We start from the raw sequence: 21,257 nt of genomic DNA, 5'->3' as shown, positions 1-21,257 counted from the left end.
CACCGGGTCGCGGGCGGTCCTTCCTCCCCCGGCTACCGCTGGGAGCGCCCCCCGGCGGAACGGGCGGGCACGACCCGACCACGACCTGACCACGGCCCGCGACGACCGTACGGCTCCCGGGCCCGAGGCGGGGGCACGGTGCCCGCGTGACAATGGGCGGGTGACCAGCCCCACCGCGCCGATCGACCCCGTCGACCCCGGCGACCTCGCCGACCCCGACGTGCTGCGGCCGCGGCTGCCCTCCCCGCTCCAGGAGATCGAGGACGAGCGCTTCGCACGCCGCGGCGTCCGCCTGCTCCTCAAGCGCGACGACCTCATACATCCGGACATTCCCGGTAACAAGTGGCGGAAGCTGGTTCCGAACCTGCGCGCCGCCGCGGCGGCGGGGCACTCCACGCTGCTCACCTTCGGCGGCGCGTACTCCAACCATCTGCGGGCCACGGCCGCGGCCGGGCGGCTGCTCGGCTTCGCCACGATCGGCGTGGTGCGCGGCGAGGAGCTGGCCGACCGGCCGCTCAACCCGTCCCTGGCGCGCTGCGCGGCCGACGGCATGCGGCTGCACTTCGTCAGCCGCGCGGAGTACCGGCGGCGCACGGACCCGCTGCTGCTGGACGCGCTCCGCGAGCGCTTCGGCGCCTTCGCCCCGCTGCCCGAGGGCGGCAGCAACGCCGCGGCCGTGCACGGGTGCGCCGAGCTCGGGCGCGAGCTGCGCGGGCTGGCCGAGGTGGTGGGCGTGGCCTGCGGCACCGGTGGCACGCTGGCCGGACTCGCCGCCGGACTGGCACCGGGGCAGCGCGCGATCGGCTTTCCCGTCCTCAGGGGCGGCTTCCTCGACGCGGAGGCGGAGCGGCTCCAACGCGCGGCGTTCGGCGCCCGCACCGGCGACTGGCGGCTGGAGGACCGCTTCCACGGGGGCGGCTACGCCCGACAGACCCCGGAACTCGACGCCTTCGCCTCGGACTTCGCCGCCCGGCACGGGCTGTCGCCGGAGCGCGTTTACGTGGCCAAGATGCTGTACGGGCTGACCGTGCTGGCCGAGGAGGGCGCCTTGACGCCGGGCACCACCGTCGCCGCGGTGATCACCGGCGCCCCGGAGCCGGGCCCGCCCGCCTGACCCCCGCACGGCACCCTCACCGGAACGGGTCTCGGTCCCCGCCGACACGTCGACTGGCAGGCCCGGTCGACATGTCGACTGCCCGGTGGTCGACTACTCGGCCACCTCCTCGCGGTGTGCCGCCGCCTCCTCCAGGTCGAGCCGGCGCAGCAGGGTCCGCAGCATCTCGTCGTCGATCCGCCGTTCGTTGCGCAGCTCCACGAAGACCTCCCGCTCCGCCTCGATCGCCTCCCGCGCGAGTCGACGGTAGGTGGCGTCCACCGACTCGCCGGTCTGCTCGTTGACGGCGCCCAACCGCTCCCACACCGAGTTGCGGCGCCGCTCCAGCACCGCGCGGAGCCGCTGGGCGAGCGGCGCCGGCAGAGCGTTGCGCTCGTCGGCCAGCAGCTCGTTCAGGCGTCGCTCGGCGGCGCGCGACGCTTCGCTCTGGGCCTGGGCCTCGGCGAGGGTCTCGGCCCGGCTGTCGCGGACGGGCAGCGGCAGCACGCGGATCAGCGGCGGCAGGGTGAGCCCCTGGACGACCAGGGTGCCGATCACGGTGGTGAAGGTCAGGAACAGGATGAGGTTGCGGGCCGGGAAGTCCCCGCCGCCGTGCACCACCCGCGGAATGGAGAAGGCGATGGCGAGCGAGACCACCCCGCGCATCCCGGCCCAGCCGACGATCAGCGGGGCGGTCCAGTCCACCCCGGGCTCGCGCTCGCGGACGCGGGAGGAGAGGGCGCGGGGGACGAAGGTCGCGGGGAAGACCCAGACGAACCGCACGACGACGACGGCGAGGAAGAGGACCACCGCGTACCAGACCGCCGCCCCCGTCCCGTAGGCGTCCAGGCCGCCGAGGACCACGGGCAACTGCAGACCGATGAGCGCGAACACCGCCGACTCCAACAGGAAGGCGACCATCCGCCACACCGCCGCCTCCTGGAGGCGGGTGGCGAAGTCGACCTGCCAGGCGCGGTGGCCCAGATAGAGCGCGACCACCACCACCGCCAGCACTCCGGAGGCCCCGACCTCCTCGGCGACCGTGTAGGCCACGAAGGGGATGAGGAGGGAGAGGGTGTTCTGGAGCAGCGGATCGGTCAGCCGGGTGCGCAGCCCGTGCAGCGGCACCATCAGGACCAGGCCGACCCCGACCCCGCCGACCGCGGCCAGCGCGAACTCCCGGAGCCCGTCGGCCCAGGTGGCCCCCTCCCCCACCGCCGCCGCCAGCGCGACCTTGTAGGCGGTGATCGCGGTGGCGTCGTTCACCAGGGACTCGCCCTGGAGGATGGTGGTGATCCGGTGCGGCAGCCCCGCGCGGCGGGCGATGGCGGTGGCCGCGACGGCGTCCGGCGGGGCGATCACCGCGCCCAGCACCAGCGCGGCGGTCAGCGGCAGGTCCGGCACCACCAGATAGACGATCCAACCGACGACGAGCGTGGCGAAGAGCACGTAGCCGACCGAGAGCAGCGCGACCGGCCGGAGGTTGGCGCGCAGCGCGAGGTACGAGCTGTCCAGCGCGGCGGTGTGCAGCAGGGGCGGCAGCACCAGCGGCAGTATGACGTGCGGGTCCAGGGTGTACTCCGGCACGCCGGGCAGGTAGGAGGCGGCCAGCCCGGCCGCGACCAGCAGCAGCGGCGCGGAGACGGGGGTGCGGCGGGCCGCGCCCGCGACGGCGGCGCTGCCCGCGACCAGCAGCAGGAGTGGAGTGGCGTCCATCGCTCGGCCCGTCCCCCTGATCGTCTTCGCGGTCGCCCACCGCGTCCCGGTGTCTAACCTGGCCATCATGAGCGAGTGCCCGCACCTGGCCGAACTGCCGCGCCCCGAACCGGAGCCGCTGACGGAGAGCTGCCCGGAGTGCCTGGCCGTCGGCAGCCACCCGGTGCAGCTGCGGCTGTGCCTGACCTGCGGGCACGTCGGATGCTGTGACTCCTCCCCGCACCGGCACGCCACCCGGCACTTCACGGAGACCGGGCATCCGGTGATGCGCAGCTTCGAGCCGGGCGAGAGCTGGCGCTGGTGCTACTCGGATCAGCGGCTGATCTGAGCCGCGCCGACACCTGCCGCGGGGCCGGTGGCGCCGGGTAGCCTTCCCTTACATGATCCGCTCGGCATCAGGGGACGTGGCGGACTGTCCGGCGCGGGGAGGTGCGCGGCGAGCGACCGGCGACGGGGAGGCGGAGGCAACCCCGGCGGTGAACCGCGGCGCGTTCCACGCCGACGAACAAACGATCAACGAAACGACATCGCTTTCGAATTGAGACCCACAACCCCTAGCCACGTTCCGTACTCAGGGTCTTACCATGAGTGACATCGCGGGCTGTCGGGCCGACCTCGCTCACGGCGGGAGCCCTGCTCCGTCCGGGCGACAGCGGGCCGCAGATCGCGATAGCGTCGCAGCCGAACCATGTGCCGCGCTCGACCGTTAATCCCTTGACCATGGGGGCGCAGTCGGCGCTCGTGTCAGCTCGGCTCAACCAGCTTTGCCACCTTGGAGGTGAGGGTGTCCCAGATCGCAGGCGAGCCCGGGACCCAGGACTTCGTGGAAGTCCGGCTGCCCGCTGCGGGTGCCTATCTGTCGGTGCTGCGGACGGCGACAGCCGGCCTCGCGGCCCGCTTGGACTTCACCCTCGACGAGATCGAGGATCTGCGCATCGCCGTCGACGAGGCCTGCGCGATCCTGCTGCAGCAGGCCGTGCCCGGCTCGGTGCTGAGCTGCGTTTTCCGCCTGATCGACGACGCCTTGCAGGTGACCGTCTCGGCTCCGACCACGGACGGTCGCGCCCCCGAGCGCGACACCTTCGCCTGGACGGTGCTCTCCGCACTGGCCGGCAAGGTCGACTCCAGCGTCGCCGAGGACCGCACGGTCAGCATCAGCCTGTACAAGGAGCGCGGCGTCGGCCCCGGACAGCCGTGACGGAAAGGGGGGCTCCGTGAGCACCGCATCATCGCGGGGAGTGCGTACCCCGGCCATCCCGCAGCAGCCCGCCCGGCCGCAACCCGCGGACCAGGAGGAGGCCGCAGGCGACCGACCAGAGCGGGCGGACCACATGGACCAGCACCAGCACGAGACGTGGCAGCAGCAGGACCCGCACGACCGCAGCGGCGCGCGGGCCCTCTTCGTCGAGCTGCGCACACTCCCGGAGGGCTCCGCGGAGCGCGCCGAGCTGCGCAACCACCTGGTGCGGATGCACCTGCCGCTGGTGGAGCACCTGGCCCGCCGCTTCCGCAACCGCGGGGAGCCGCTGGACGACCTCACCCAGGTCGCCACGATCGGTCTGATCAAGTCGGTGGACCGGTTCGACCCGGACCGCGGCGTGGAGTTCTCCACGTACGCGACCCCCACCGTGGTCGGCGAGATCAAGCGCCACTTCCGCGACAAGGGCTGGGCGGTGCGGGTGCCGCGCCGGCTCCAGGAGCTGCGGCTGTCGCTCACCACCGCCACCGCCGAGCTGTCCCAGCGACACGGCCGCGCCCCCACCGTGCACGAGCTGGCCGAGCACCTGAGCATCTCCGAGGAGGAGGTGCTGGAGGGCCTGGAGTCGGCCAACGCGTACAGCACGCTGTCACTGGACGTCCCGGACACCGACGACGAGTCGCCGGCGGTCGCGGACACCCTGGGCGCGGAGGACGAGGCCCTGGAGGGCGTCGAGTACCGGGAGTCCCTCAAGCCGCTGCTGGAGGACCTGCCACCGCGCGAGAAGAAGATCCTGCTGCTGCGCTTCTTCGGGAACATGACCCAGTCGCAGATCGCCCAGGAGGTCGGCATCTCCCAGATGCACGTCTCCCGGCTGCTGGCCCGCACCCTGGCCCAGCTCCGGGAGAAGCTCCTCGTGGAGGAGTGATCCTGGTGCAGGAGTGATCCTCGCGGGCAAGCGATCCTCGTGGCGGAGCGACGGGGGAGAACGAGGTGCGACGGGGCCCCGGGCCGTGCGGCCCCGATGCGTGGAGCGGCCGGCCCCTCAGGCCCGGGGGCCGATGCCCAGGGCCTCGGTGGCCGTCGGGTTGATCAGCAGCGCCAGCACGGCGAGGGCGACCGCGGCGGTCACCACGCCGATGGCGATGAGCAGGCCGCCGTTCTGGACCAGCGTCCAGGCCACCGGGAGCGCCATGATCTGAGTGATCATGGCGGGCCCGCGGCTCCAGCTGCGGCGCCGCCACAGCCCGCGGGCGGCGGCCAGCGGGATCAGCGCGAGGGCGAGCACGGTCAGCGCGAGCATCTCCGCCTGCTGCGGACTCTCCGGATCGCCGATGATCCCCATGATCAGCAGATAGACGCCGAAGCCGATGAGCACCGCGCCCTCGACCGCGGAGAGCAGGGCGGCCGCGGTCACCCGCCGCGGCCGCGGGCCGCTGGGGGCGGAGGCGACGTCCGCGCCGGCCGTACCGGCCGCTTCCTGACGCGGAACCCGGCCGGCCGCCGAGGCTCCGGAGGCGCTCCCACCGGCAGCGGTCTTCGCGGCGGTCTTCGCGGCAGTGGCCTTCGCGCCGGTCTTCACGGCGGTGGACGACGCCGCGCCGGGCTTGCCGGGGGCGGACTTCGCGGGGGCGGACTTCTTCCTGCTCACCTCAGCAGGGTAGCCCGCACCGCGGGGGACGGGGGCCGCCCCGGGGGATTGCCGGTACCGGCAGGTAGGTAGGCTTTTCGCATGCGCGCACTCCTCGTGGTCAATCCGGCAGCAACCACCACCAGTGCACGCACCCGCGACGTGTTGATCCACGCCCTCGCCAGCGATCTGAAGCTGGACGTCGCCACCACCGAGTACCGCGGCCACGCCCGCGACCTCGCCCGCCAGGCGGCCGAGAGCGGCACCTATGAGCTCGTGGTGGCCCTCGGCGGCGACGGCACGGTCAACGAGGTGGTCAACGGTCTGCTCCATGACGGCCCGGCCCCCGACGCGCTGCCGCGCCTCGCCGTGGTCCCCGGCGGCTCCACCAACGTCTTCGCGCGCGCCCTCGGGCTGCCCAACGACGTCGTCGAGGCGACCGGCGCCCTGCTGGACGCGCTGCGCGACGGCAGCGAGCGCACGGTGGGCCTGGGCCTCGCCGGCGGCACGCCGGGCACCCGGGACGAGGCGGTGCCGGCCCGCTGGTTCACCTTCTGCGCCGGGTTCGGGTTCGACGCGGGCGTGGTGGGCCGGGTCGAACAGCACCGCGAGCGCGGCAAGCGGTCGACGCACGCGCTGTATGTGAGACAGGTCGTACGGCAGTACCTCAGCGAGCCCCACCGCCGAAATGGCGTGATCACGCTCAACCGACCGGGCGAGGACCCGGTCGAGGAGCTGGTGCTGTCCATAGTCTGTAACACCTCGCCGTACACCTACCTGGGCAACCGCCCGCTGTACGCGTCGCCGGAGGCGTCCTTCGACACCGCCCTTGACGTGCTCGGACTCACCAAGCTGTCGACGTCCGCGGTGGCCCGCTACGGCACCCAGCTGGTGACCTCCACCCCCGAGCGCGGCCCCCGCGGCAAGCATGTGGTCTCGGGACACGATCTGACGGACTTCACCTTGCAATCGCAGGTTCCACTGCCCTTCCAGATGGACGGTGACCACCTGGGGCTGCGTACGAGTGTGACGTTCACAGGCGTACGCCGTGCACTGCGTGTGATTGTGTGAGCGGTAAGCCCTAAAGTCCTTTTAGTCGAACGTTTAGCCTGCCCTCCACCCCCTGGAAGTACGGCTGTGACTCAACCGACACCAAGGAATCAAAAAAAACTTGCTGGAAGGGGTTGTATCCGCCGCCGAGGTTTGCGAATCTCTTCATGGCGATCGGGACGGCCGCACGAAGCCCCCTTGAGAGCCCGAACCCCCTCCTCTCCCACGGGACCGCACCAGCCCCAAACTGGTTGTTGGCCCTTCCCTTGCGGAGGGATTCGTGAAAGCGTTCACATTCACAAGCAACGTTCAGTAACACGAGGAGATGGAGCAGCCATGGACTGGCGTCACAACGCCGTTTGCCGCGAGGAAGACCCCGAGCTGTTCTTCCCCATCGGCAACACCGGTCCTGCGCTGCTGCAGATCGAGGAAGCCAAGGCCGTCTGCCGCCGCTGCCCCGTGATGGAGCAGTGCCTGCAGTGGGCGCTGGAGTCCGGCCAGGACTCCGGTGTCTGGGGTGGCCTCAGCGAGGATGAGCGCCGTGCGATGAAGCGCCGCGCCGCCCGCAACCGGGCGCGCAACGCCAGCGCCTGACGCAGCCCCTCGGCCCCCGAGCCGCAGCGCGCAGTACCCCGATGCGCAGAACACTCTGAGCTTTGAGCCCCGGAGACGTACGGATAACCGTACGGACCGGGGCTCAGCGCTTTTCCCGACGTGGGGCGTCGGCCTCTCGGACGCCGGGCGGTGACATCACGTGCGGGACGCGGTTCGGTGACGTTCGGGACGCGGGGCGTCGGCCCGGGCGATACGGCCGACGGCGTACGCCGCCCGGTGGGGCGGCCCTTCGCGACACGGCGGGCCGGCGCGCCGGTTCGGCGGACCGGCGCCGCGAGGGCCGGTTCGCCCGCCGGGGAGTTCGCGCCGGGGGTCGACATGTCGATCCGTCAAGGACACGATCCCCGCGTCAGCACTCGTACGCGCGTACGCCGGTCAGCGCTTCTGGACCCGTACCGGAATGTCGAGCACCACACGGGTGCCGCGCTCCGGGGCCGGGAGCATGTCGAAGGTCCCGCCGAGCTCGCCCTCCACCAGCGTCCGGACGATCTGCAACCCGAGGTTGCCCGTGCGGCGCGGGTCGAAGCCCTCGGGCAGACCGCGGCCGTCGTCCTGGACCGTGACCCGCAGCCGGCTGTCGCTGCGGGTGCCGCCGCGCACCGCCGACACCTCGACGGTGCCCTGCTCCCCCGGCCCGAAGCCGTGCTCCAGGGCGTTCTGCAGCACCTCGGTGAGGACCATGGACAGCGGGGTGGCCACCTCGGCGTCGAGGATGCCGAAGCGCCCGTTGCGGCGGCCCGCCACCCGACCGGGGGAGATCTCGGCCACCATGGCCAACACCCGGTCGGCGATCTCGTCGAACTCGACCCGCTCATCCAGGTTCTGGGACAGGGTCTCGTGCACGATGGCGATCGAGCCGACCCTGCGCACCGCCTCGTTGAGCGCCTCGCGGCCCTGCTCGGAGTCCATCCGGCGGGCCTGGAGCCGCAGCAGGGCGGCCACGGTCTGGAGGTTGTTCTTCACCCGGTGGTGGATCTCCCGGATGGTGGCGTCCTTGGTGATCAACTCCCGCTCGCGGCGGCGCAACTCGGTGACGTCGCGCAGCAGGACCAGGGAGCCGATGTGGGTGCCCTTGGGCTTGAGCGGGATGGCGCGGAGTTGGATGACCCCGTCGTTGGCCTCGACCTCGAAGGCGCGCGGCGCCCAGCCGCTGGCCAGCTTGACCAGCGCCTCGTCCACCGGGCCGCGGGCGGGGGCCAGTTCGGCGGTGGTCTCGCCGAGGTGGTGGCCGACCAGGTCGGCGGCGAGGCCCAGCCGGTGGTAGGCGGAGAGGGCGTTGGGGCTGGCGTACTGCACGATCCCGTCCGCGTCGAGCCGGATCAGTCCGTCGCCGACGCGCGGCGAGGCGTCCATGTCGACCTGCTGGTCGGGGAAGGGAAACGATCCGGCAGCGATCATCTGGGCGAGGTCGGAGGCGCTCTGGAGATAGGTCAGCTCCAGCCGGCTGGGGGTGCGCACGGTCAGCAGATTGGTGTTCCGTGCGATCACTCCGAGCACCCGGCCCTCCCGGCGGACCGGGATGGACTCGACCCGGACCGGGACCTCCTCCCGCCACTCCGGATCGCCCTCGCGGACGATCCGGCCCTCGTCGAGGGCGGCGTCGAGCATCGGCCGGCGCCCGCGCGGGACGAGGTGGCCGACCATGTCGTCCTGGTAGGAGGTGGGGCCGGTGTTGGGACGCATCTGCGCGACCGAGACGTAGCGGGTCCCGTCCCGGGTGGGGACCCACAGCACGAGGTCGGCGAAGGACAGGTCGGAGAGCAGCTGCCACTCCGAGACCAGCAGGTGCAGCCATTCGAGGTCGGAGTCGCCGAGTGCGGTGTGCTGGCGTACGAGGTCGTTCATGGAGGGCACACCGCGAGCCTACCGGCGGCGGGGGTTTACTCTTTCTATGGACAATCGTTGGCAGCCCATGGACAGACCAGAGTGGTCTAGTCCAGAATGTTCAACGGCGCAATAGACATGGGCCCCGGATCCGACGGGTTGACCGAGGAGTCGACCGAGGGGTTGGGACGCCCGGCGCACACTGAGTTTCGCAGGACTTCCGCCCTCCCCGCACAGGAGGGTGGATCGAGGCACCGGCGCTCTCTGCCCTGACTGCGCCGCGGGCCTCCGATCGGCCGGCCGACTGGACCGGCCGATGCAACTCCGGGCTGCGGTGCCGGGCGGGTTGAGGGTCCCGTTCTGGCGCCGCGGCCCGCGGGTCGTTTCGGGCCTCTCCCCCTTCGCCCCGCCTCCCCCGGATGTCCCCGATCCGTCCCGGTCAGCCCCGGCCAACGTCCCGATCGGTCTCCCGGTCAGCCCCGGTCAACGCCCCGATCGGTCTCCCGGTCAGCCCCGCTCAACCCCGGTCGACCGGCGCTCGGCGCTCGGCGCTCGACCGGCCCGCGGTCGCGGTCTCCGCGCGCGCCGCGTGGTCCGCGCCGTCCGCCGCGGGCGGGTGCGGCCAGGCCCGCATCGAGAGCTCGGCCACCGCCTCCAACGTCTCCCGGGCCGCGCCGTCCCGGGCCTGCTGGGACATGCCCTGGAGCACGGCCGCGCAGTAGACCGCGAGCAGGTGCGCGTCCGTGTCGGCGGGCAGCTCGCCGACCGCGACGTCGGCCCGGATCCGGCGCTCGATCAGCTCGATGGTGTGGTTCCGCCGCCCCTTCAAGCCCTGAAGGACCTCGGCCGACTGCGGCGTGCAGTTGGTGGCGGCCGTGATGATCATGCAGCCGCGGGGGTGGCCGGGCAGGGTGTGCGAGGCAGCCGCCTCGCGGAGCAGCCGGGCCACACCGCGGCGGGCGGTCGGCTCCTCCGTCAGGGCCGGAGCGAGGTAGCCGCCGAACTCCTGGACGTACGCCTCCACGGCCTCCTCGAAGAGGGTCTTCTTGTCGCCGAACGCGGCGTAGAGGCTGGGCGCCTTGATGTGCATCACGCGGGTGAGGTCCGCGATGGACACCGCCTCGTAGCCACGCTCCCAGAACTCGATGGTCGCGGCCCGGAGCGCGGCGTCACGGTCGAAGGAGCGGGGGCGACCCCGCCGGCCCGTTCGCTCATCCGTTCGCTCGTTCGTGGCATCCATGAGGGCAATTCTATAGCGGTCGCTAGAAAACGTGCTACGGTCTTTCTGTATCGACCACTACACAAAGGGAGGGCGGGCGACCATGGGCGCGCTCACGGGAAAGACGGCACTGGTCACGGGCGGCAGCCGGGGCATCGGGCGGGCGATCGCCGAGCGACTGGGCCGGGACGGCGCCCGCGTGGCGGTGCACTACGGGCGGGATGAGGCGTCGGCCAAGGAGACCGTCGCCGCGATCGAGGCGGCCGGCGGCGAGGCGTTCGCGATCAAGGCGGAGCTGGGCGTCCCGGGCGACGCGCAGGCCCTGTGGGCCGCCTTCGACGCCCACGCCGAGGGGCTGGACATCCTGGTGAACAACGCCGGGATCGACGGCGTGCGGGAGTCCATCACCGGGCTCTCGGAGGCGGACTTCGACCGGGTCTTCGCGGTCAACACCAGGTCGCCGTTCTTCGTGACCCAGCAGGGGCTGGGCCGGCTGCGGGACGGCGGGCGCATCGTCAATGTGTCGACCGGCCTGACCCATGGCGCCGCGATGCCCGAGCTCATCTCGTACTCGATGACCAAGGGCGCGCTCGACGTCTTCACCGCGCACCTCGCCAAGGAGGTCGGCCAGCGCGGCATCACGGTCAACGCGGTGGCGCCCGGCGTCGTGGACACCGACATGAACGCGGGGTGGCTGCGCGGCGAGGAGAACGCCGGGTCGCGTCAGGCCGCCTCGTCGATGTCCCCCTTCAACCGGGTGGGCGAGCCCCGTGACATCGCCGATGTGGTGGCCTTCCTGGCCTCGGACGACAGCCGCTGGGTCACCGGCCAGTGGATCGACACCACCGGTGGCGCGCTGCTGTGACCGCGGTCGCGGGTCCGCCCCCGCGTGCGGGGCGCGGGGGCGGACCTCGGCGGGTCTCCTTCAGCGGGTCTCGGTGACCTTCGCCAGGGCGCGGGGGGCGTCCGGATCCTGGCCGCGCGCGATGGTGACCTCGTAGGCCAGCATCTGGAGCGGCAGGATCTCCAGGATCGGCTGGACCTCCTCGGCGACGCCGGCGGTGGGCAGGGCGAAGCCCGCCGACGCCCTGTCGACCTCGGCCTGAGTCCCGATCACCACCAGGTCGGCACCGCGGCCGCGCAGCCGCTCCAGAACCGGTTGCAGGGCCTGGCCGCCCCTGCCCTCGGTGACGATCGCGATCACCGGGGAGATGTTGTCGACCATGGCCAGCGGGCCGTGCAACAGGTCGGCCCCCGAGTAGGACAGCGCCGGGATGTAGCTGGTCTCCATCAGCTTCAGCGCGGCCTCCTTGGCGCTGGGATAGCCGTAGCCACGGGAGGTCAGCACCATGCGTTCGGCGAAGCGGTAGCGGGCGGCGAGCTGTCTGACCTCGGCCTGGCGGTCGAGGATCTGCCGGGCGAGGCCCGGCAGGCCCTGGGCGGCCGCGCCGTCGCCGCCGCGCAGCCCCTCCACGAAGAGGTACAGCGCCAGGAGTTCGGCGGTGTAGGTCTTGGTCGCGGGCAGCGCCTTCTCCGGGCCGGCCAGGACGTCGATGTGGAACTCGGAGACGGCGGCCAGCGGCGAGTCGGCGTTGTTGGTCACCGCCAGGGTGATCGCGCCGGCTTCCCGGGCGGCCCGGGTGGAGGCCACCAGGTCCGGGGAGCCCCCGGACTGGCTGACCGTGATCACCAGCACATCGGTGAGCTCCTGCCGGGCCTCGTAGGCGGTGGTGGTCGACATGGAGGTGAGGCCGCACGGCTTGCCCAGCCGCACCTCCAGCAGGTACTTCGCGTACAGCGCCGCGTTGTCGGACGTCCCGCGGGCGGTGAGGAGCACGAACCGCGGGGCCCGGGCCGCGATCCGCTCGGCGACCTCACGGATCCTCGGCGCGCCCTCGTCGAGGATGCGCTGGAGCACGGCGGGCTGCTCTGCCATCTCGGCGGACATGTGCCGGCCCGGCTGCTCGCCGCGGCGCTGGTCCAAAGTCATGGCGGACATGCTGTGGCCTCCAGGTGGCTGGGCGGGCTGGGCGCGGGTGCGGGTCCCTCGTTCCGGGTCAGCCGCCGGCTCCGACGATGACCTCCGCCGCGGCCCGTCCACAGACGCGGGCGGCGCCGTGCGTCGCGAGGTGCAGGGCCCCGGCGGGCGGCGCCTGGGGCACGCCCATCTCGACCACGACCGTCTCCGGCCGGGCGGCGAGCAGGCCGTGCAGGGCGTCCGCCATCCAGGGGTGCCGGTGGACGTCGCGTACCACTGCGACGATCCTACGGTCCGCCGCCGCGCCCAGCACGTGTGCGACCACGGCGGACGGCTCCCCGGGTTCCGCCGTCGTTCCACCGGGCTCTCCGTAGGTGGCGGTGGTGGTGCCGGGCAGCAGCCGGGTGAGCTCGGCGGCCACCCCCCAGGGGGTCTCGTCGCCGACCGCGATGTTCGCCATCGGGGTGAAGGCGGCGACATGGGCGGGGCCGGTCAGCGGCTCGTACGGGGCGGCCCCCGCGGTCACCCGCAGCGCGCGGCGGGCGGCCGCGAGCCCCACCTCGGGGTCGGCGGCGGCGAGCGCGGTCCCCTCCGCCGCGCCCGGGCCGCCGGCCTGCCGCGCCCACCGGCCCAGGGCGCGCACCCGGGCCGCGGCCTCCGCCAGCCGCTGCTCGGAGATCTCGCCCGCGCGCACCGCTGCCACCAGCGCGTCGCGCAGCCGGAGCACGGTGGCCTCGTCGGCCAGCCCGCCGCCCACGCAGATCGCGTCGGCCCCGGCGGCGATGGCCAGCACGCTGCCGCGCTCCAGGCCGTGGACGGCGGAGATGGCCCGCATCTCCATGCCATCGGTGACGATCAGTCCGTCGAAGCCGAGGCCGCCCTCGGCGACGGGGCCGCGCAGCAGGCCGTGCAGCGCGGCGGGGCTGAGGGTGGCGGGCAGCTCGGGGTCGAGCGCGGGCAGCAGGATGTGCGCGCTCATCACCGCCTTGGTGCCGGCGGCCACCGCGGCCCGGAAGGGCACCAGTTCGCGCTCGGCCAGGGTCTCCAGGTCCGCGTCGATGTGCGGCAGGGAGTGGTGGGAGTCGACGGCGGTGTCGCCGTGGCCGGGGAAGTGCTTGGCGCAGGCGGCCACGCCCGCGCCCTGGAGGCCCTCGACATAGGCGGCGGTGTGTCGGGCCACCAGGTGCGGGTCGGCGCCGAAGGAGCGGACCCCGATGACCGGGTTGTCGGGGTTGGAGTTGACGTCCGCGGAGGGGGCCCAGTTGAGGTTGACGCCGCACGCGGCGAGCCGTCGTCCCAGCTCGGCGGCGACGGCGCGGGTCAGCTCGGTGTCGTCGACCGCGCCGAGCGCGAGGTTGCCCGGGAAGGAGGAGCCGGTGCGCACCTCCAGTCGGGTGACGTCGCCGCCCTCCTCGTCGATGGCGACCAGCAGGTCGTCGCGTTCGACGCGCAGTCGGGCGGTGAGCGCGGCCAGTTGCTCAGGCGAGTCGATGTTGCGGCCGAACAGCCCGACCGAGACCAGCCCCTCACCGAGGCGGCGCAGCAGCCAGTCGGGGGCGGTGGTGCCGGTGAAACCGGGCTGTAGGACGGCGAGCGCGTCCCGGGTGAGGGTGTCGGTGGAGTGTGCGAGCGTCGTCATGGAGTGGCGTCATCCCTTCACCGCGCCGGAGGTGAGACCGCCGACCGCCTTGCGTTGCAGGAACAGGAAGAGGAGAAGGATCGGGATCGCGAAGAGCGAGGCCGCGGCCATGGTGGCGCCCCAGTCGTCGCCGAAGGCGGTCTGGAACCTGGACAGCCACAGCGGAAGGGTCTGTGCCTCGGCCTGCTTGTTGAGGATGAGGACCAGGGGGAACTCGTTCCAGGCGGTGATGAAGCCGAAGAGCGAGGTCGCCATCAGCCCGGGGGCCAGCAGCGGGAAGATCACCTTGAGGAAGGCCTGGGGGCGGGTGCAGCCGTCGACCATCGCCGACTCCTCCAGCTCCTTGGGCACCGCCGCGACATAGGCGCGCAGCGTCAGCACCGTGAAGGGCAGCACCATGACCATGTAGAAGAGGGTCAGCGGCAGCAGGCTGTTCAGCATGTCGCCATCCCGGACGATCATGTAGATCGCGATCACCATGACCTCCCAGGGGGCCATCTGCGCGATCATGAAGGTGAGGATGAAGCCGCGGCGCCCCCTGAACCGCATCCGGGCGATGGCGAAGGACGCCAGCAGGGCGATCGCCAGCGAGAGCAGCACGGCCGCGAGGGTGACGGTGAGGGAGTTCTGGACCAGGGTCCAGAAGTTCGGCGCGTCCACCGCCGTCCTGAAGTGTTCGAGGGTCGGGTGGGTCGGGAACCAGACCGGGTCCTCGGTGACGATGTCCGACGTCGGCTTGAGGGCCGTGTTGAACATCCAGTAGACGGGGAACGCGAAGACGACGAAGAGGACGACGGCCGTCGCGCCGGGCCAGATCCGCCCGAGCGGGGAGCGCTTCACGACTCGTCCTCCTCTTGCTTGAGCACGATGCGCAGGTAGTAGGCGGTCAGCACCAGCAGGATCAGGATGGTGAGCACGGAGATCGCCGCGCCCATGCCGTAGTGCTGGTTGCCGACGCCCTCGACGAAGGCGTAGACGGGGAGGGTCTCGGTGAGCCGGTCCGGACCGCCCTCGTTGATCGCGAAGACCTGGGCGAAGGACTTGAACACCCAGATGACCTCGAGGAAGGTCGTCGCGAAGAGGAACGGCTTGAGGAAGGGGAAGGTCACCGAGGTGAAGCTCTTCCAGGTGCCGGCGCCGTCCAGCGCGGCGGCCTCGTAGAGCTCCTTGGGGATCGTGGTGGTCGCGGCGTAGAGGTTGATCGCCACGAAGGGGATCGACTGCCACACGATCAGCAGGGTCACCACGAAGAAGGTGGAGAACTGACTGCCGGTCCAGTTGTAGTCCGCCATCGCGTGCCAGCCGAGCCTGTCCAGCACCCAGTTGACCACGCCGAACCGCTGGGCGAAGAGCCACTGGTAGACGGTGGTGGCCGCGACGACCGGCATCGCCCAGGCCAGGACGAGGCCGACCGACAGCAGCAGCCGCATCCGGGTGCCCAGCCGGGCGAGCAGCAGCCCGATCAGGGTGCCCAGCACCATGATCAGGACCACGTTCACGGCGGTGAAGACGACCGAGCGGCCCGTCACCCGCCAGAAGTCCTCGCTGGTGAGCGCCTCGCGGTAGTTGTCGCCCCCGTTCCACTCGGTGAGGTGCTGGATCAGCTGCCGCATATTGAGGTTCTGGAACGACAGCATGCCGTTCTTCACCAGCGGCCAGCCCAGCAGCACCACGGTGGCGGCCACGGCGGGGAGGAGCAGCAGATAGGGCGCGGCGCCGCTCGGTCGCCGCCGTCCGCCGCGCGCGGGACCGGGCCGCGGCCCCGCGCTCTCGCGGACGTCGGCGGGGGGACCGGCGACCACCCGTTCGGTCTGCGCCGACGTGCTCGTCATCGCTTTACTGCTCCTGGCTGAGGCGCTTGTTCAGCTCGTCCTCGACCGACTCGGCGGCTTCCGCGTGCGACTTGCCGTTCAGCACGGCGGTCATATAGGTCTTGATCGGGTTCGGCGGGTTCTCCACCGCGGCCCACTCCGGGATCAGCGGGGTGGTGCCACCGCTCTTGGCGGCCGGCGCGGCGGCCTCGGCCGGGGCGTTGCCCTTGAGGGCGGTCTGCAGCGACTCCTTGTTCGGAATCACCCCGCCCTCCTTGGCCAGCTGGCCCTCGAAGGCGTCGGAGAGAGCGATCTTCAGGAACTCCTTGGCCAGCTCCTGCTTCTCGCTGCCGGCGGCGACGGCGAGGTTGGAGCCGCCGAGGAAGACGCCCTCGGGCTTGTCGGCGGTCTCACCCGGAATGGTGAAGTAGCCGATCTCCTTCTCGATGGCCGGGTTGGCCTTGATGGCGGTGGCCGCCTCCCAGCCCATGCCGATGAAGGCGCCGGTCTTGCCCTTGGCGAAGACCTCGGCCTGCTGCGGGGTGGCCTCGTCCTTGTCCTTGGGCGCCTTGCTGAAGGACTGGTACTGCTTGTAGATGTCCATCGCCTTGCCGACCTTGGGGTCGGCAAGATTGGAGACCCAGGTGTCGCCGTCCTTCTTGACCAGCTCGGCGCCGGCGCCGATGGTGAGGCCGTCGAAGAAGTACCAGTTCTGGCCCGGCATGTAGATCGGCTCGGCGTCCGTCTTCTTCTCGATCGTCTCCAGCGCCTTGAAGAAGTCGGTGCGCGTCTTGGGGGTCTCCTTGATCCCGGCGTCCGCCCAGACCTTCTTGTTGTAGACGACCACCCGGCTGGCCGCGAACCACGGGGCGGCGTACTGCTTGCCGTCGTAGACCGCGGACTCGTTGAGCGACGCGGACCAGTCCGCCCCGATCGTCTTCTTGAGGTCGCCCAGTTCGGCGAGGCCACCGGTCTGCGCGTAGGCGGGGGTGTGGGTGTTGCCGATCTCGATGACGTCCGGCGGGCTCGACTCCGACAGCGCGGTGGTCACCTTCTGCTGGATGCCGTTCCACTGCTGGATCTCGATCTTCAGCTTGGCGCCGGTCTTCTTCTCGAACTCGGCCTGCACGGCCTTGGTCCAGCCCTCGGGCGTGGATCCGTCCATGGCCCAGAGCGTGAGCGTCTCGCCCTTGAAGCCGTCCGCCCCCGACTTCTCGTCCTTGTCGTCGCTGGACCCACAGGCCGCGACGCTCACCAGCATTGCCGCGACACCCGTCGCCGCTATGAGCCCACGCTTCACAGCACTCTCCTCAAAGGACTGGAAGTGGTCTTTAATGGTTTAGACCAGTGTCCGCAGCTTGGCCTAGACCTTTAGGGGTGTCAAGGGTGTATAAGAGTCGCTGTCGGGTCCGTTACCGGACCGACATCTGACGACATCGGAGCTGAGAGGCCGCCTGGGCCCGGGACCGTGCCACCATGTGAGCCGCTGAGGACGGAGGAGCCGGTGACGGCAGCAGGACAGGAGTCGGGAAGGCGCGCGATGGATACCGAAGAGGCGACGACCGAGGGCGGAGCGGGCGCCAACGGGACGGCGCGCACCGCCCGCGTGCCCAAGTACTACCGCCTCAAGCGGCACTTGCTGGAGATGACGGAGACGCTCCCGCCGGGCACTCCGGTCCCACCGGAGCGCACGCTGGCCGCCGAGTTCGACACCTCCCGCACCACGGTGCGCCAGGCCCTGCAGGAGCTGGTGGTGGAGGGGCGCCTGGAGCGCATCCAGGGCAAGGGGACGTTTGTCGCCAAACCAAAGGTCTCCCAGGCGCTGCAGCTGACCTCCTACACGGAGGACATGAAGGCCCAGGGCCTGGAACCCACCTCGCAGTTGCTGGACATCGGCTATGTCACCGCCAACGACCGGCTCGCCGGGCTGCTGGACATCGCCCCGGGCGGCCGGGTGCTGCGCATCGAGCGGCTGCGGCTGGCCAGCGGCGAGCCGATGGCGATCGAGACCACCCATCTGTCCGCCAAGCGCTTCCCGGCGCTGCGGCGCAGCCTGGTGAAGTACTCCTCCCTGTACACGGCGCTCGCCGAGGTGTACGACGTGCGCCTGGCGGAGGCGGAGGAGACCATCGAGACCTCGCTGGCCACGCCCCGCGAGGCCGGGCTGCTGGGTACCGACGTGGGGCTGCCCATGCTGATGCTCTCCCGCCACTCGCTGGACACCGACGGCCAACCGGTGGAGTGGGTGCGCTCGGTCTACCGGGGCGACCGCTACAAGTTCGTGGCCCGGCTGCAGCGCCCCGGCGACTGACCCCGGCGCGCCCTCACCGACGCGAGCCGCGGCGATCCGCCCCGACTCGCCCCTGGTCCAGGCACGGTTGACGCACCGTCGGCGGCACGGTTTGCCATACCGATATGCGGACAGGTAGTGACGGCCACGGTACGGCTGGCCTAGATTTCCTGCGCATTAAGCAGGTGATCAGTCGACGGGACGGAGCGCCGCCATGCCAGCCACCACCGGACCATCCGGGCCACAGGACAAGAGACCGGTCATCACGCCCTCGCGCGTGGTGGCCGGCGTCTGTCTGATCGTGCCGTTCTTCGCGATGCTGTGGGTCGACTCCTACGCCAGGACGGACCCGTCCTTCATCGGCATCCCGTTCTTCTACTGGTACCAGATGCTGTGGGTGCTGATATCGGCCGTGCTCACGACCGTCGCCTACGTCCTGGTCCGCCGGGAGCAGCGGGCGGCGCGGGCCGCGCGTGAGGCGGGGGCGGAGCGATGAGCAACGACGTCAACGGCGTCGCGCTCGCCGTCTTCATCTTCTTCTTCCTCGGCGTCACCGTCATGGGCTTCATGGCCGCGCGCTGGCGGGCCGCCGAGAACTCCGAGAACCTGGACGAATGGGGCCTGGGCGGACGCAGCTTCGGCACCTGGATCACCTGGTTCCTGCTCGGCGGCGACCTCTACACCGCCTACACCTTCGTGGCCGTCCCGGCGGCGGTCTACACGGCGGGCGCGGCCGGCTTCTTCGCCGTCCCGTACACCATTCTCGTCTATCCGCTGATCTTCACCTTCCTGCCCCGGCTGTGGTCGGTGTCGCACAAGCACGGATACGTCACCACCGCCGACTTCGTCCGCGGGCGCTTCGGTTCCAAGGGGCTGTCGCTGGCCGTGGCGGTCACCGGCCTGCTGGCCACCATGCCGTACATCGCGCTCCAGCTCGTCGGCATCCAGGCGGTGCTGGACGTGATGGGGGTCGGCGGCGGGGAGAACACCAACTGGTTCATCAAGGACCTGCCGCTGCTCATCGCCTTCGGCGTGCTCGCCGCGTACACCTACTCCTCGGGGCTGCGCGCCCCCGCGCTCATCGCCTTCGTCAAGGACGCCCTGATCTACCTCGTCATCGCGGTGGCGATCATCTACATCCCGATCAAGCTCGGCGGCTTCGACGACATCTTCGCCAAGGCCGGTGACGCCCTCTCCGAGACCAACGACGCCGGGAAGCCACGCGGCGCGCTGGCCCCGGGGGACGCCTCGCAGTGGGCCTACGCCACCCTGGCGCTCGGCTCGGCGCTGGCGCTGTTCATGTATCCGCACTCGATCACCGCGACGCTCTCCAGCCGCAGCCGCGAGGTGATCCGCCGGAACACCACCATCCTGCCGCTGTACTCGCTGATGCTGGGGCTGTTGGCGCTGCTCGGGTTCATGGCGATCGCGGCGGGCGTGAAGGTGGACAACGCGCAGCTGGCCATCCCGCAGCTGTTCGAGGACATGTTCCCGGACTGGTTCGCGGGAGTGGCCTTCGCCGCGATCGGCATCGGTGCGCTGGTCCCGGCGGCGATCATGTCGATCGCCGCGGCCAACCTCTTCACCCGCAACATCTACAAGGACTTCCTGCGGCCGGACGCCACGCCCGCGCAGGAGACCAAGGTCTCCAAGCTGGTGTCGCTGCTGGTGAAGGTGGGCGCGCTGGCCTTCGTCCTCACCATGGACAAGACCGTCGCGATCAACTTCCAGCTGCTGGGCGGCATCTGGATCCTGCAGACCTTCCCGGCGCTGGTGGGCGGTCTGTTCACACGCTGGTTCCACCGCTGGGCGCTGCTGGCCGGCTGGGCGGTCGGCATGGTCTACGGCACGGTCGCGGCGTACGGCGTGGCCAGCCCCACCCAGAAGCACTTCGGCGGCAGCCAGAAGGAGATTCCGGGCATCGGCGAGATCGGCTACATCGGTCTCACCGCCTTCGTCCTCAATGTCGTCGTCACCGTCGCCCTGACCCTGGTGCTGCGGGCGCTGAAGGCGCCCCAGGGCGTGGACGAGACCTCGCCCGAGGACTACACGGCGGACGTGGGCGACCCGGGCGTCGCCGCCGAGCTGCCGCCGGCGACGGCGGGCGCCCCCGGCGGGCACTGACCCCGTCTCACTCCGTCCGTGTGGGCCGGGCCGGCCCCTCCCCGCCGTCGGCCCGGCCCACACGGCGCCACCGCCCCCGTCGCCGTTCGTCCCCGTTCGTCCCCGTCCCCGTCACCGTTCGCCGTCGTCCCCCTCGTCAAGCCCAACCGTCCACGTCTGCGCATCATTCCCCCAGCCTGGTGAAGGGCCGCGACCGGCCACCCCGCCCCCGGCCCCTCGGCCGCCGCGGCCGAGCACGCCGAGCACGCCGAGCACGCCGAGAGTCGACCACCGGCCCCGGGGCGCGGTCGCCTTCGTGGGTGAGGGCGGGGCGTACGCGAACCTGGCGCGCCCCGGCGAGGCGGAGTTCCGCATGCTGGCCGTGCGGTCCGCCGCGCGCCGCCGGGGCGCGGCGGAGGCGCTGGTGCGCGCCTGTCTGCGGCGCGCCCGCGAGCTGCGGCGGGACCGAGTCGTGATGTCCAGTCAGACCGATATGACGGCCGCCCACCGGCTCTACGAGCGACTCGGCTTCGTTCGCACACCAGAGCGGGACCGGTCCGTAGTGCCCGGTCTCACACTGATCACCTTCGCCCTGGAGCTCTCGCCGGAGGGGTGAGGGCGCGGCGGCGCGGTAGCGTGGAGGGGCAGGGGCGCGGCAGGCTCGCCGCGCCCCCTCTGCATGCCGTGTGCCGACCCCGCGGATGCCCCGTGCCACCGGCGGAACAGCGCGCCCAGGGCCGTGTGCGCCGCGCGCCGGACCCGCCCCCGGCGCGTACGCCAGCGCACTGCCTCACCCACCGGGAGTAGCACGACAGTGCGAAACGCGTAACCGCGGGACACAACATGTGGGGGCGCATGCGAAGGTCAACACAAGATGTATGCTCATCCTCGCTGTCGTCGCAGGGGAATCCGGCGCGAATCCGGAACTGTCCCGCAACGGTGTACGTGTGCCTTTTTGCGTACATGTGAGTCCGACGACCTGCCGACAGCCTCGAAGACGTCCGGGCCTCGTGGGTTGGGCAGGTGGACGCTGCGCGGTGTGCCTTCCGTTCGGTTCGGCATGCCCGCACGCGGCCATCGCGCACCACCCC

The 21,257-nt window shown here is 71.5% G+C and carries 20 protein-coding genes and 1 riboswitch; of the genes, 11 read left to right on the top strand and 9 right to left on the bottom strand.

What is annotated here, in order from left to right; all coding sequences use genetic code 11:
• Nucleotides 1–160 precede the first annotated feature (160 nt).
• Nucleotides 161–1,114, top strand: a complete 954-nt coding sequence (locus CD790_RS03450) for a 1-aminocyclopropane-1-carboxylate deaminase/D-cysteine desulfhydrase (protein WP_399216886.1) — start codon at nt 161–163, stop codon at nt 1,112–1,114.
• A 93-nt stretch (nt 1,115–1,207) separates the two neighbouring features.
• Here CD790_RS03450 and CD790_RS03445 read toward each other — a convergent pair whose 3' ends face one another.
• Nucleotides 1,208–2,809, bottom strand: coding sequence for a Na+/H+ antiporter (locus tag CD790_RS03445; protein WP_144381446.1), 1,602 nt, complete (start codon nt 2,807–2,809; stop codon nt 1,208–1,210).
• A gap of 67 nt (nt 2,810–2,876) precedes the next feature.
• On the opposite strand from CD790_RS03445, the gene CD790_RS03440 reads away from it, so the two are divergent.
• The 3 genes from CD790_RS03440 (at nt 2,877) to CD790_RS03430 (ending at nt 4,935) form a co-directional block, all read left to right on the top strand.
• Nucleotides 2,877–3,137, top strand: a complete 261-nt coding sequence (locus tag CD790_RS03440; protein ID WP_144381445.1) for a UBP-type zinc finger domain-containing protein — start codon at nt 2,877–2,879, stop codon at nt 3,135–3,137.
• A 456-nt stretch (nt 3,138–3,593) separates the two neighbouring features.
• A complete protein-coding gene (locus tag CD790_RS03435; RefSeq protein ID WP_144381444.1) occupies nt 3,594–4,007 on the top strand; it encodes an anti-sigma regulatory factor in 414 nt (137 codons plus the stop codon).
• A gap of 16 nt (nt 4,008–4,023) precedes the next feature.
• Nucleotides 4,024–4,935, top strand: coding sequence for an RNA polymerase sigma factor SigF (locus CD790_RS03430; protein ID WP_260867294.1), 912 nt, complete (start codon nt 4,024–4,026; stop codon nt 4,933–4,935).
• Between the two features lie 117 nt (nt 4,936–5,052).
• Here CD790_RS03430 and CD790_RS03425 read toward each other — a convergent pair whose 3' ends face one another.
• The gene (locus CD790_RS03425) at nt 5,053–5,589 is read right to left on the bottom strand and encodes a hypothetical protein (protein ID WP_144381887.1); all 537 of its coding nucleotides are present in this window, start codon (nt 5,587–5,589) and stop codon (nt 5,053–5,055) included.
• 150 nt (nt 5,590–5,739) lie between these two features.
• On the opposite strand from CD790_RS03425, the gene CD790_RS03420 reads away from it, so the two are divergent.
• Nucleotides 5,740–6,708, top strand: coding sequence for a diacylglycerol kinase family protein (locus CD790_RS03420; protein WP_144381443.1), 969 nt, complete (start codon nt 5,740–5,742; stop codon nt 6,706–6,708).
• 315 nt (nt 6,709–7,023) lie between these two features.
• Nucleotides 7,024–7,281: a WhiB family transcriptional regulator gene (locus tag CD790_RS03415; protein WP_003953983.1), complete on the top strand. Its 258-nt coding sequence runs from the start codon at nt 7,024–7,026 to the stop codon at nt 7,279–7,281.
• 396 nt (nt 7,282–7,677) lie between these two features.
• On the opposite strand, the gene CD790_RS03410 is transcribed toward CD790_RS03415, so the two are convergent.
• Nucleotides 7,678–9,147: a sensor histidine kinase gene (locus CD790_RS03410; protein ID WP_144381886.1), complete on the bottom strand. Its 1,470-nt coding sequence runs from the start codon at nt 9,145–9,147 to the stop codon at nt 7,678–7,680.
• 496 nt (nt 9,148–9,643) lie between these two features.
• Nucleotides 9,644–10,366, bottom strand: coding sequence for a TetR/AcrR family transcriptional regulator (locus tag CD790_RS03405; protein ID WP_144381442.1), 723 nt, complete (start codon nt 10,364–10,366; stop codon nt 9,644–9,646).
• A gap of 82 nt (nt 10,367–10,448) precedes the next feature.
• Here CD790_RS03405 and CD790_RS03400 point away from each other — a divergent pair, with 82 nt between their 5' ends.
• Nucleotides 10,449–11,210, top strand: a complete 762-nt coding sequence (locus CD790_RS03400; RefSeq protein ID WP_144381441.1) for an SDR family oxidoreductase — start codon at nt 10,449–10,451, stop codon at nt 11,208–11,210.
• A 60-nt stretch (nt 11,211–11,270) separates the two neighbouring features.
• Here the strand turns inward: CD790_RS03400 and CD790_RS03395 are convergent, their stop codons facing one another.
• The 5 genes from CD790_RS03395 to CD790_RS03375 are packed head-to-tail and all read right to left on the bottom strand — an operon-like array spanning nt 11,271 to nt 17,073.
• A complete protein-coding gene (locus CD790_RS03395; protein WP_399216883.1) occupies nt 11,271–12,344 on the bottom strand; it encodes an SIS domain-containing protein in 1,074 nt (357 codons plus the stop codon).
• Between the two features lie 58 nt (nt 12,345–12,402).
• Nucleotides 12,403–13,962 (bottom strand): glycoside hydrolase family 3 protein, encoded by a 1,560-nt coding sequence (locus tag CD790_RS03390; protein WP_144381439.1) that lies wholly within the window; start codon nt 13,960–13,962, stop codon nt 12,403–12,405.
• A gap of 9 nt (nt 13,963–13,971) precedes the next feature.
• Nucleotides 13,972–14,802, bottom strand: coding sequence for a carbohydrate ABC transporter permease (locus tag CD790_RS03385; protein WP_144381438.1), 831 nt, complete (start codon nt 14,800–14,802; stop codon nt 13,972–13,974).
• Nucleotides 14,799–15,794: a carbohydrate ABC transporter permease gene (locus tag CD790_RS03380; protein ID WP_144381437.1), complete on the bottom strand. Its 996-nt coding sequence runs from the start codon at nt 15,792–15,794 to the stop codon at nt 14,799–14,801. The genes CD790_RS03385 and CD790_RS03380 overlap by 4 nt, the downstream gene beginning before the upstream one ends.
• Nucleotides 15,795–15,798: 4 nt before the next feature.
• Nucleotides 15,799–17,073, bottom strand: a complete 1,275-nt coding sequence (locus CD790_RS03375) for an extracellular solute-binding protein (protein ID WP_144381436.1) — start codon at nt 17,071–17,073, stop codon at nt 15,799–15,801.
• 240 nt (nt 17,074–17,313) lie between these two features.
• Here CD790_RS03375 and CD790_RS03370 point away from each other — a divergent pair, with 240 nt between their 5' ends.
• The 4 genes from CD790_RS03370 to CD790_RS03355 all read left to right on the top strand — a co-directional run bounded on the left by CD790_RS03370 (nt 17,314) and on the right by CD790_RS03355 (nt 20,782).
• Entirely contained in the window at nt 17,314–18,084 is a 771-nt protein-coding gene (locus tag CD790_RS03370; protein WP_144381435.1) for a GntR family transcriptional regulator, read from the top strand.
• 193 nt (nt 18,085–18,277) lie between these two features.
• Nucleotides 18,278–18,559 (top strand): DUF3311 domain-containing protein, encoded by a 282-nt coding sequence (locus tag CD790_RS03365; RefSeq protein ID WP_144381434.1) that lies wholly within the window; start codon nt 18,278–18,280, stop codon nt 18,557–18,559.
• Entirely contained in the window at nt 18,556–20,187 is a 1,632-nt protein-coding gene (mctP, locus tag CD790_RS03360; RefSeq protein WP_144381433.1) for a monocarboxylate uptake permease MctP, read from the top strand. Before CD790_RS03365 ends, mctP begins: the two co-directional genes overlap by 4 nt.
• A 295-nt stretch (nt 20,188–20,482) precedes the next feature.
• Nucleotides 20,483–20,782 (top strand): GNAT family N-acetyltransferase, encoded by a 300-nt coding sequence (locus CD790_RS03355; RefSeq protein WP_144381432.1) that lies wholly within the window; start codon nt 20,483–20,485, stop codon nt 20,780–20,782.
• A 245-nt stretch (nt 20,783–21,027) separates the two neighbouring features.
• Nucleotides 21,028–21,168: riboswitch (cobalamin riboswitch) on the top strand.
• Nucleotides 21,169–21,257 lie beyond the last annotated feature (89 nt).

It is taken from the genome of Streptomyces sp. SAJ15 (assembly GCF_007595705.1).
Taxonomy (GTDB): Bacteria; Actinomycetota; Actinomycetes; order Streptomycetales; family Streptomycetaceae; genus Streptomyces.
Note: the sequence above shows the minus strand (reverse complement) of the source record. Positions and strands in the feature narration are given on the sequence as shown.

What these genes read in the sequence shown, in the direction of transcription:
- CD790_RS03445 (WP_144381446.1), bottom strand. Translation starts at nt 2,809, where the DNA reads ATGGACGCCACTCCACTCCTGCTGCTGGTCGCGGGCAGCGCCGCCGTC.
- CD790_RS03440 (WP_144381445.1), top strand. Translation starts at nt 2,877, where the DNA reads ATGAGCGAGTGCCCGCACCTGGCCGAACTGCCGCGCCCCGAACCGGAG.
- CD790_RS03420 (WP_144381443.1), top strand. Translation starts at nt 5,740, where the DNA reads ATGCGCGCACTCCTCGTGGTCAATCCGGCAGCAACCACCACCAGTGCA.
- CD790_RS03415 (WP_003953983.1), top strand. Translation starts at nt 7,024, where the DNA reads ATGGACTGGCGTCACAACGCCGTTTGCCGCGAGGAAGACCCCGAGCTG.
- CD790_RS03410 (WP_144381886.1), bottom strand. Translation starts at nt 9,147, where the DNA reads ATGAACGACCTCGTACGCCAGCACACCGCACTCGGCGACTCCGACCTC.
- CD790_RS03405 (WP_144381442.1), bottom strand. Translation starts at nt 10,366, where the DNA reads ATGGATGCCACGAACGAGCGAACGGATGAGCGAACGGGCCGGCGGGGT.
- CD790_RS03400 (WP_144381441.1), top strand. Translation starts at nt 10,449, where the DNA reads ATGGGCGCGCTCACGGGAAAGACGGCACTGGTCACGGGCGGCAGCCGG.
- CD790_RS03395 (WP_399216883.1), bottom strand. Translation starts at nt 12,344, where the DNA reads ATGTCCGCCATGACTTTGGACCAGCGCCGCGGCGAGCAGCCGGGCCGG.
- CD790_RS03390 (WP_144381439.1), bottom strand. Translation starts at nt 13,962, where the DNA reads ATGACGACGCTCGCACACTCCACCGACACCCTCACCCGGGACGCGCTC.
- CD790_RS03380 (WP_144381437.1), bottom strand. Translation starts at nt 15,794, where the DNA reads ATGACGAGCACGTCGGCGCAGACCGAACGGGTGGTCGCCGGTCCCCCC.
- CD790_RS03370 (WP_144381435.1), top strand. Translation starts at nt 17,314, where the DNA reads ATGGATACCGAAGAGGCGACGACCGAGGGCGGAGCGGGCGCCAACGGG.
- CD790_RS03365 (WP_144381434.1), top strand. Translation starts at nt 18,278, where the DNA reads ATGCCAGCCACCACCGGACCATCCGGGCCACAGGACAAGAGACCGGTC.
- mctP (WP_144381433.1), top strand. Translation starts at nt 18,556, where the DNA reads ATGAGCAACGACGTCAACGGCGTCGCGCTCGCCGTCTTCATCTTCTTC.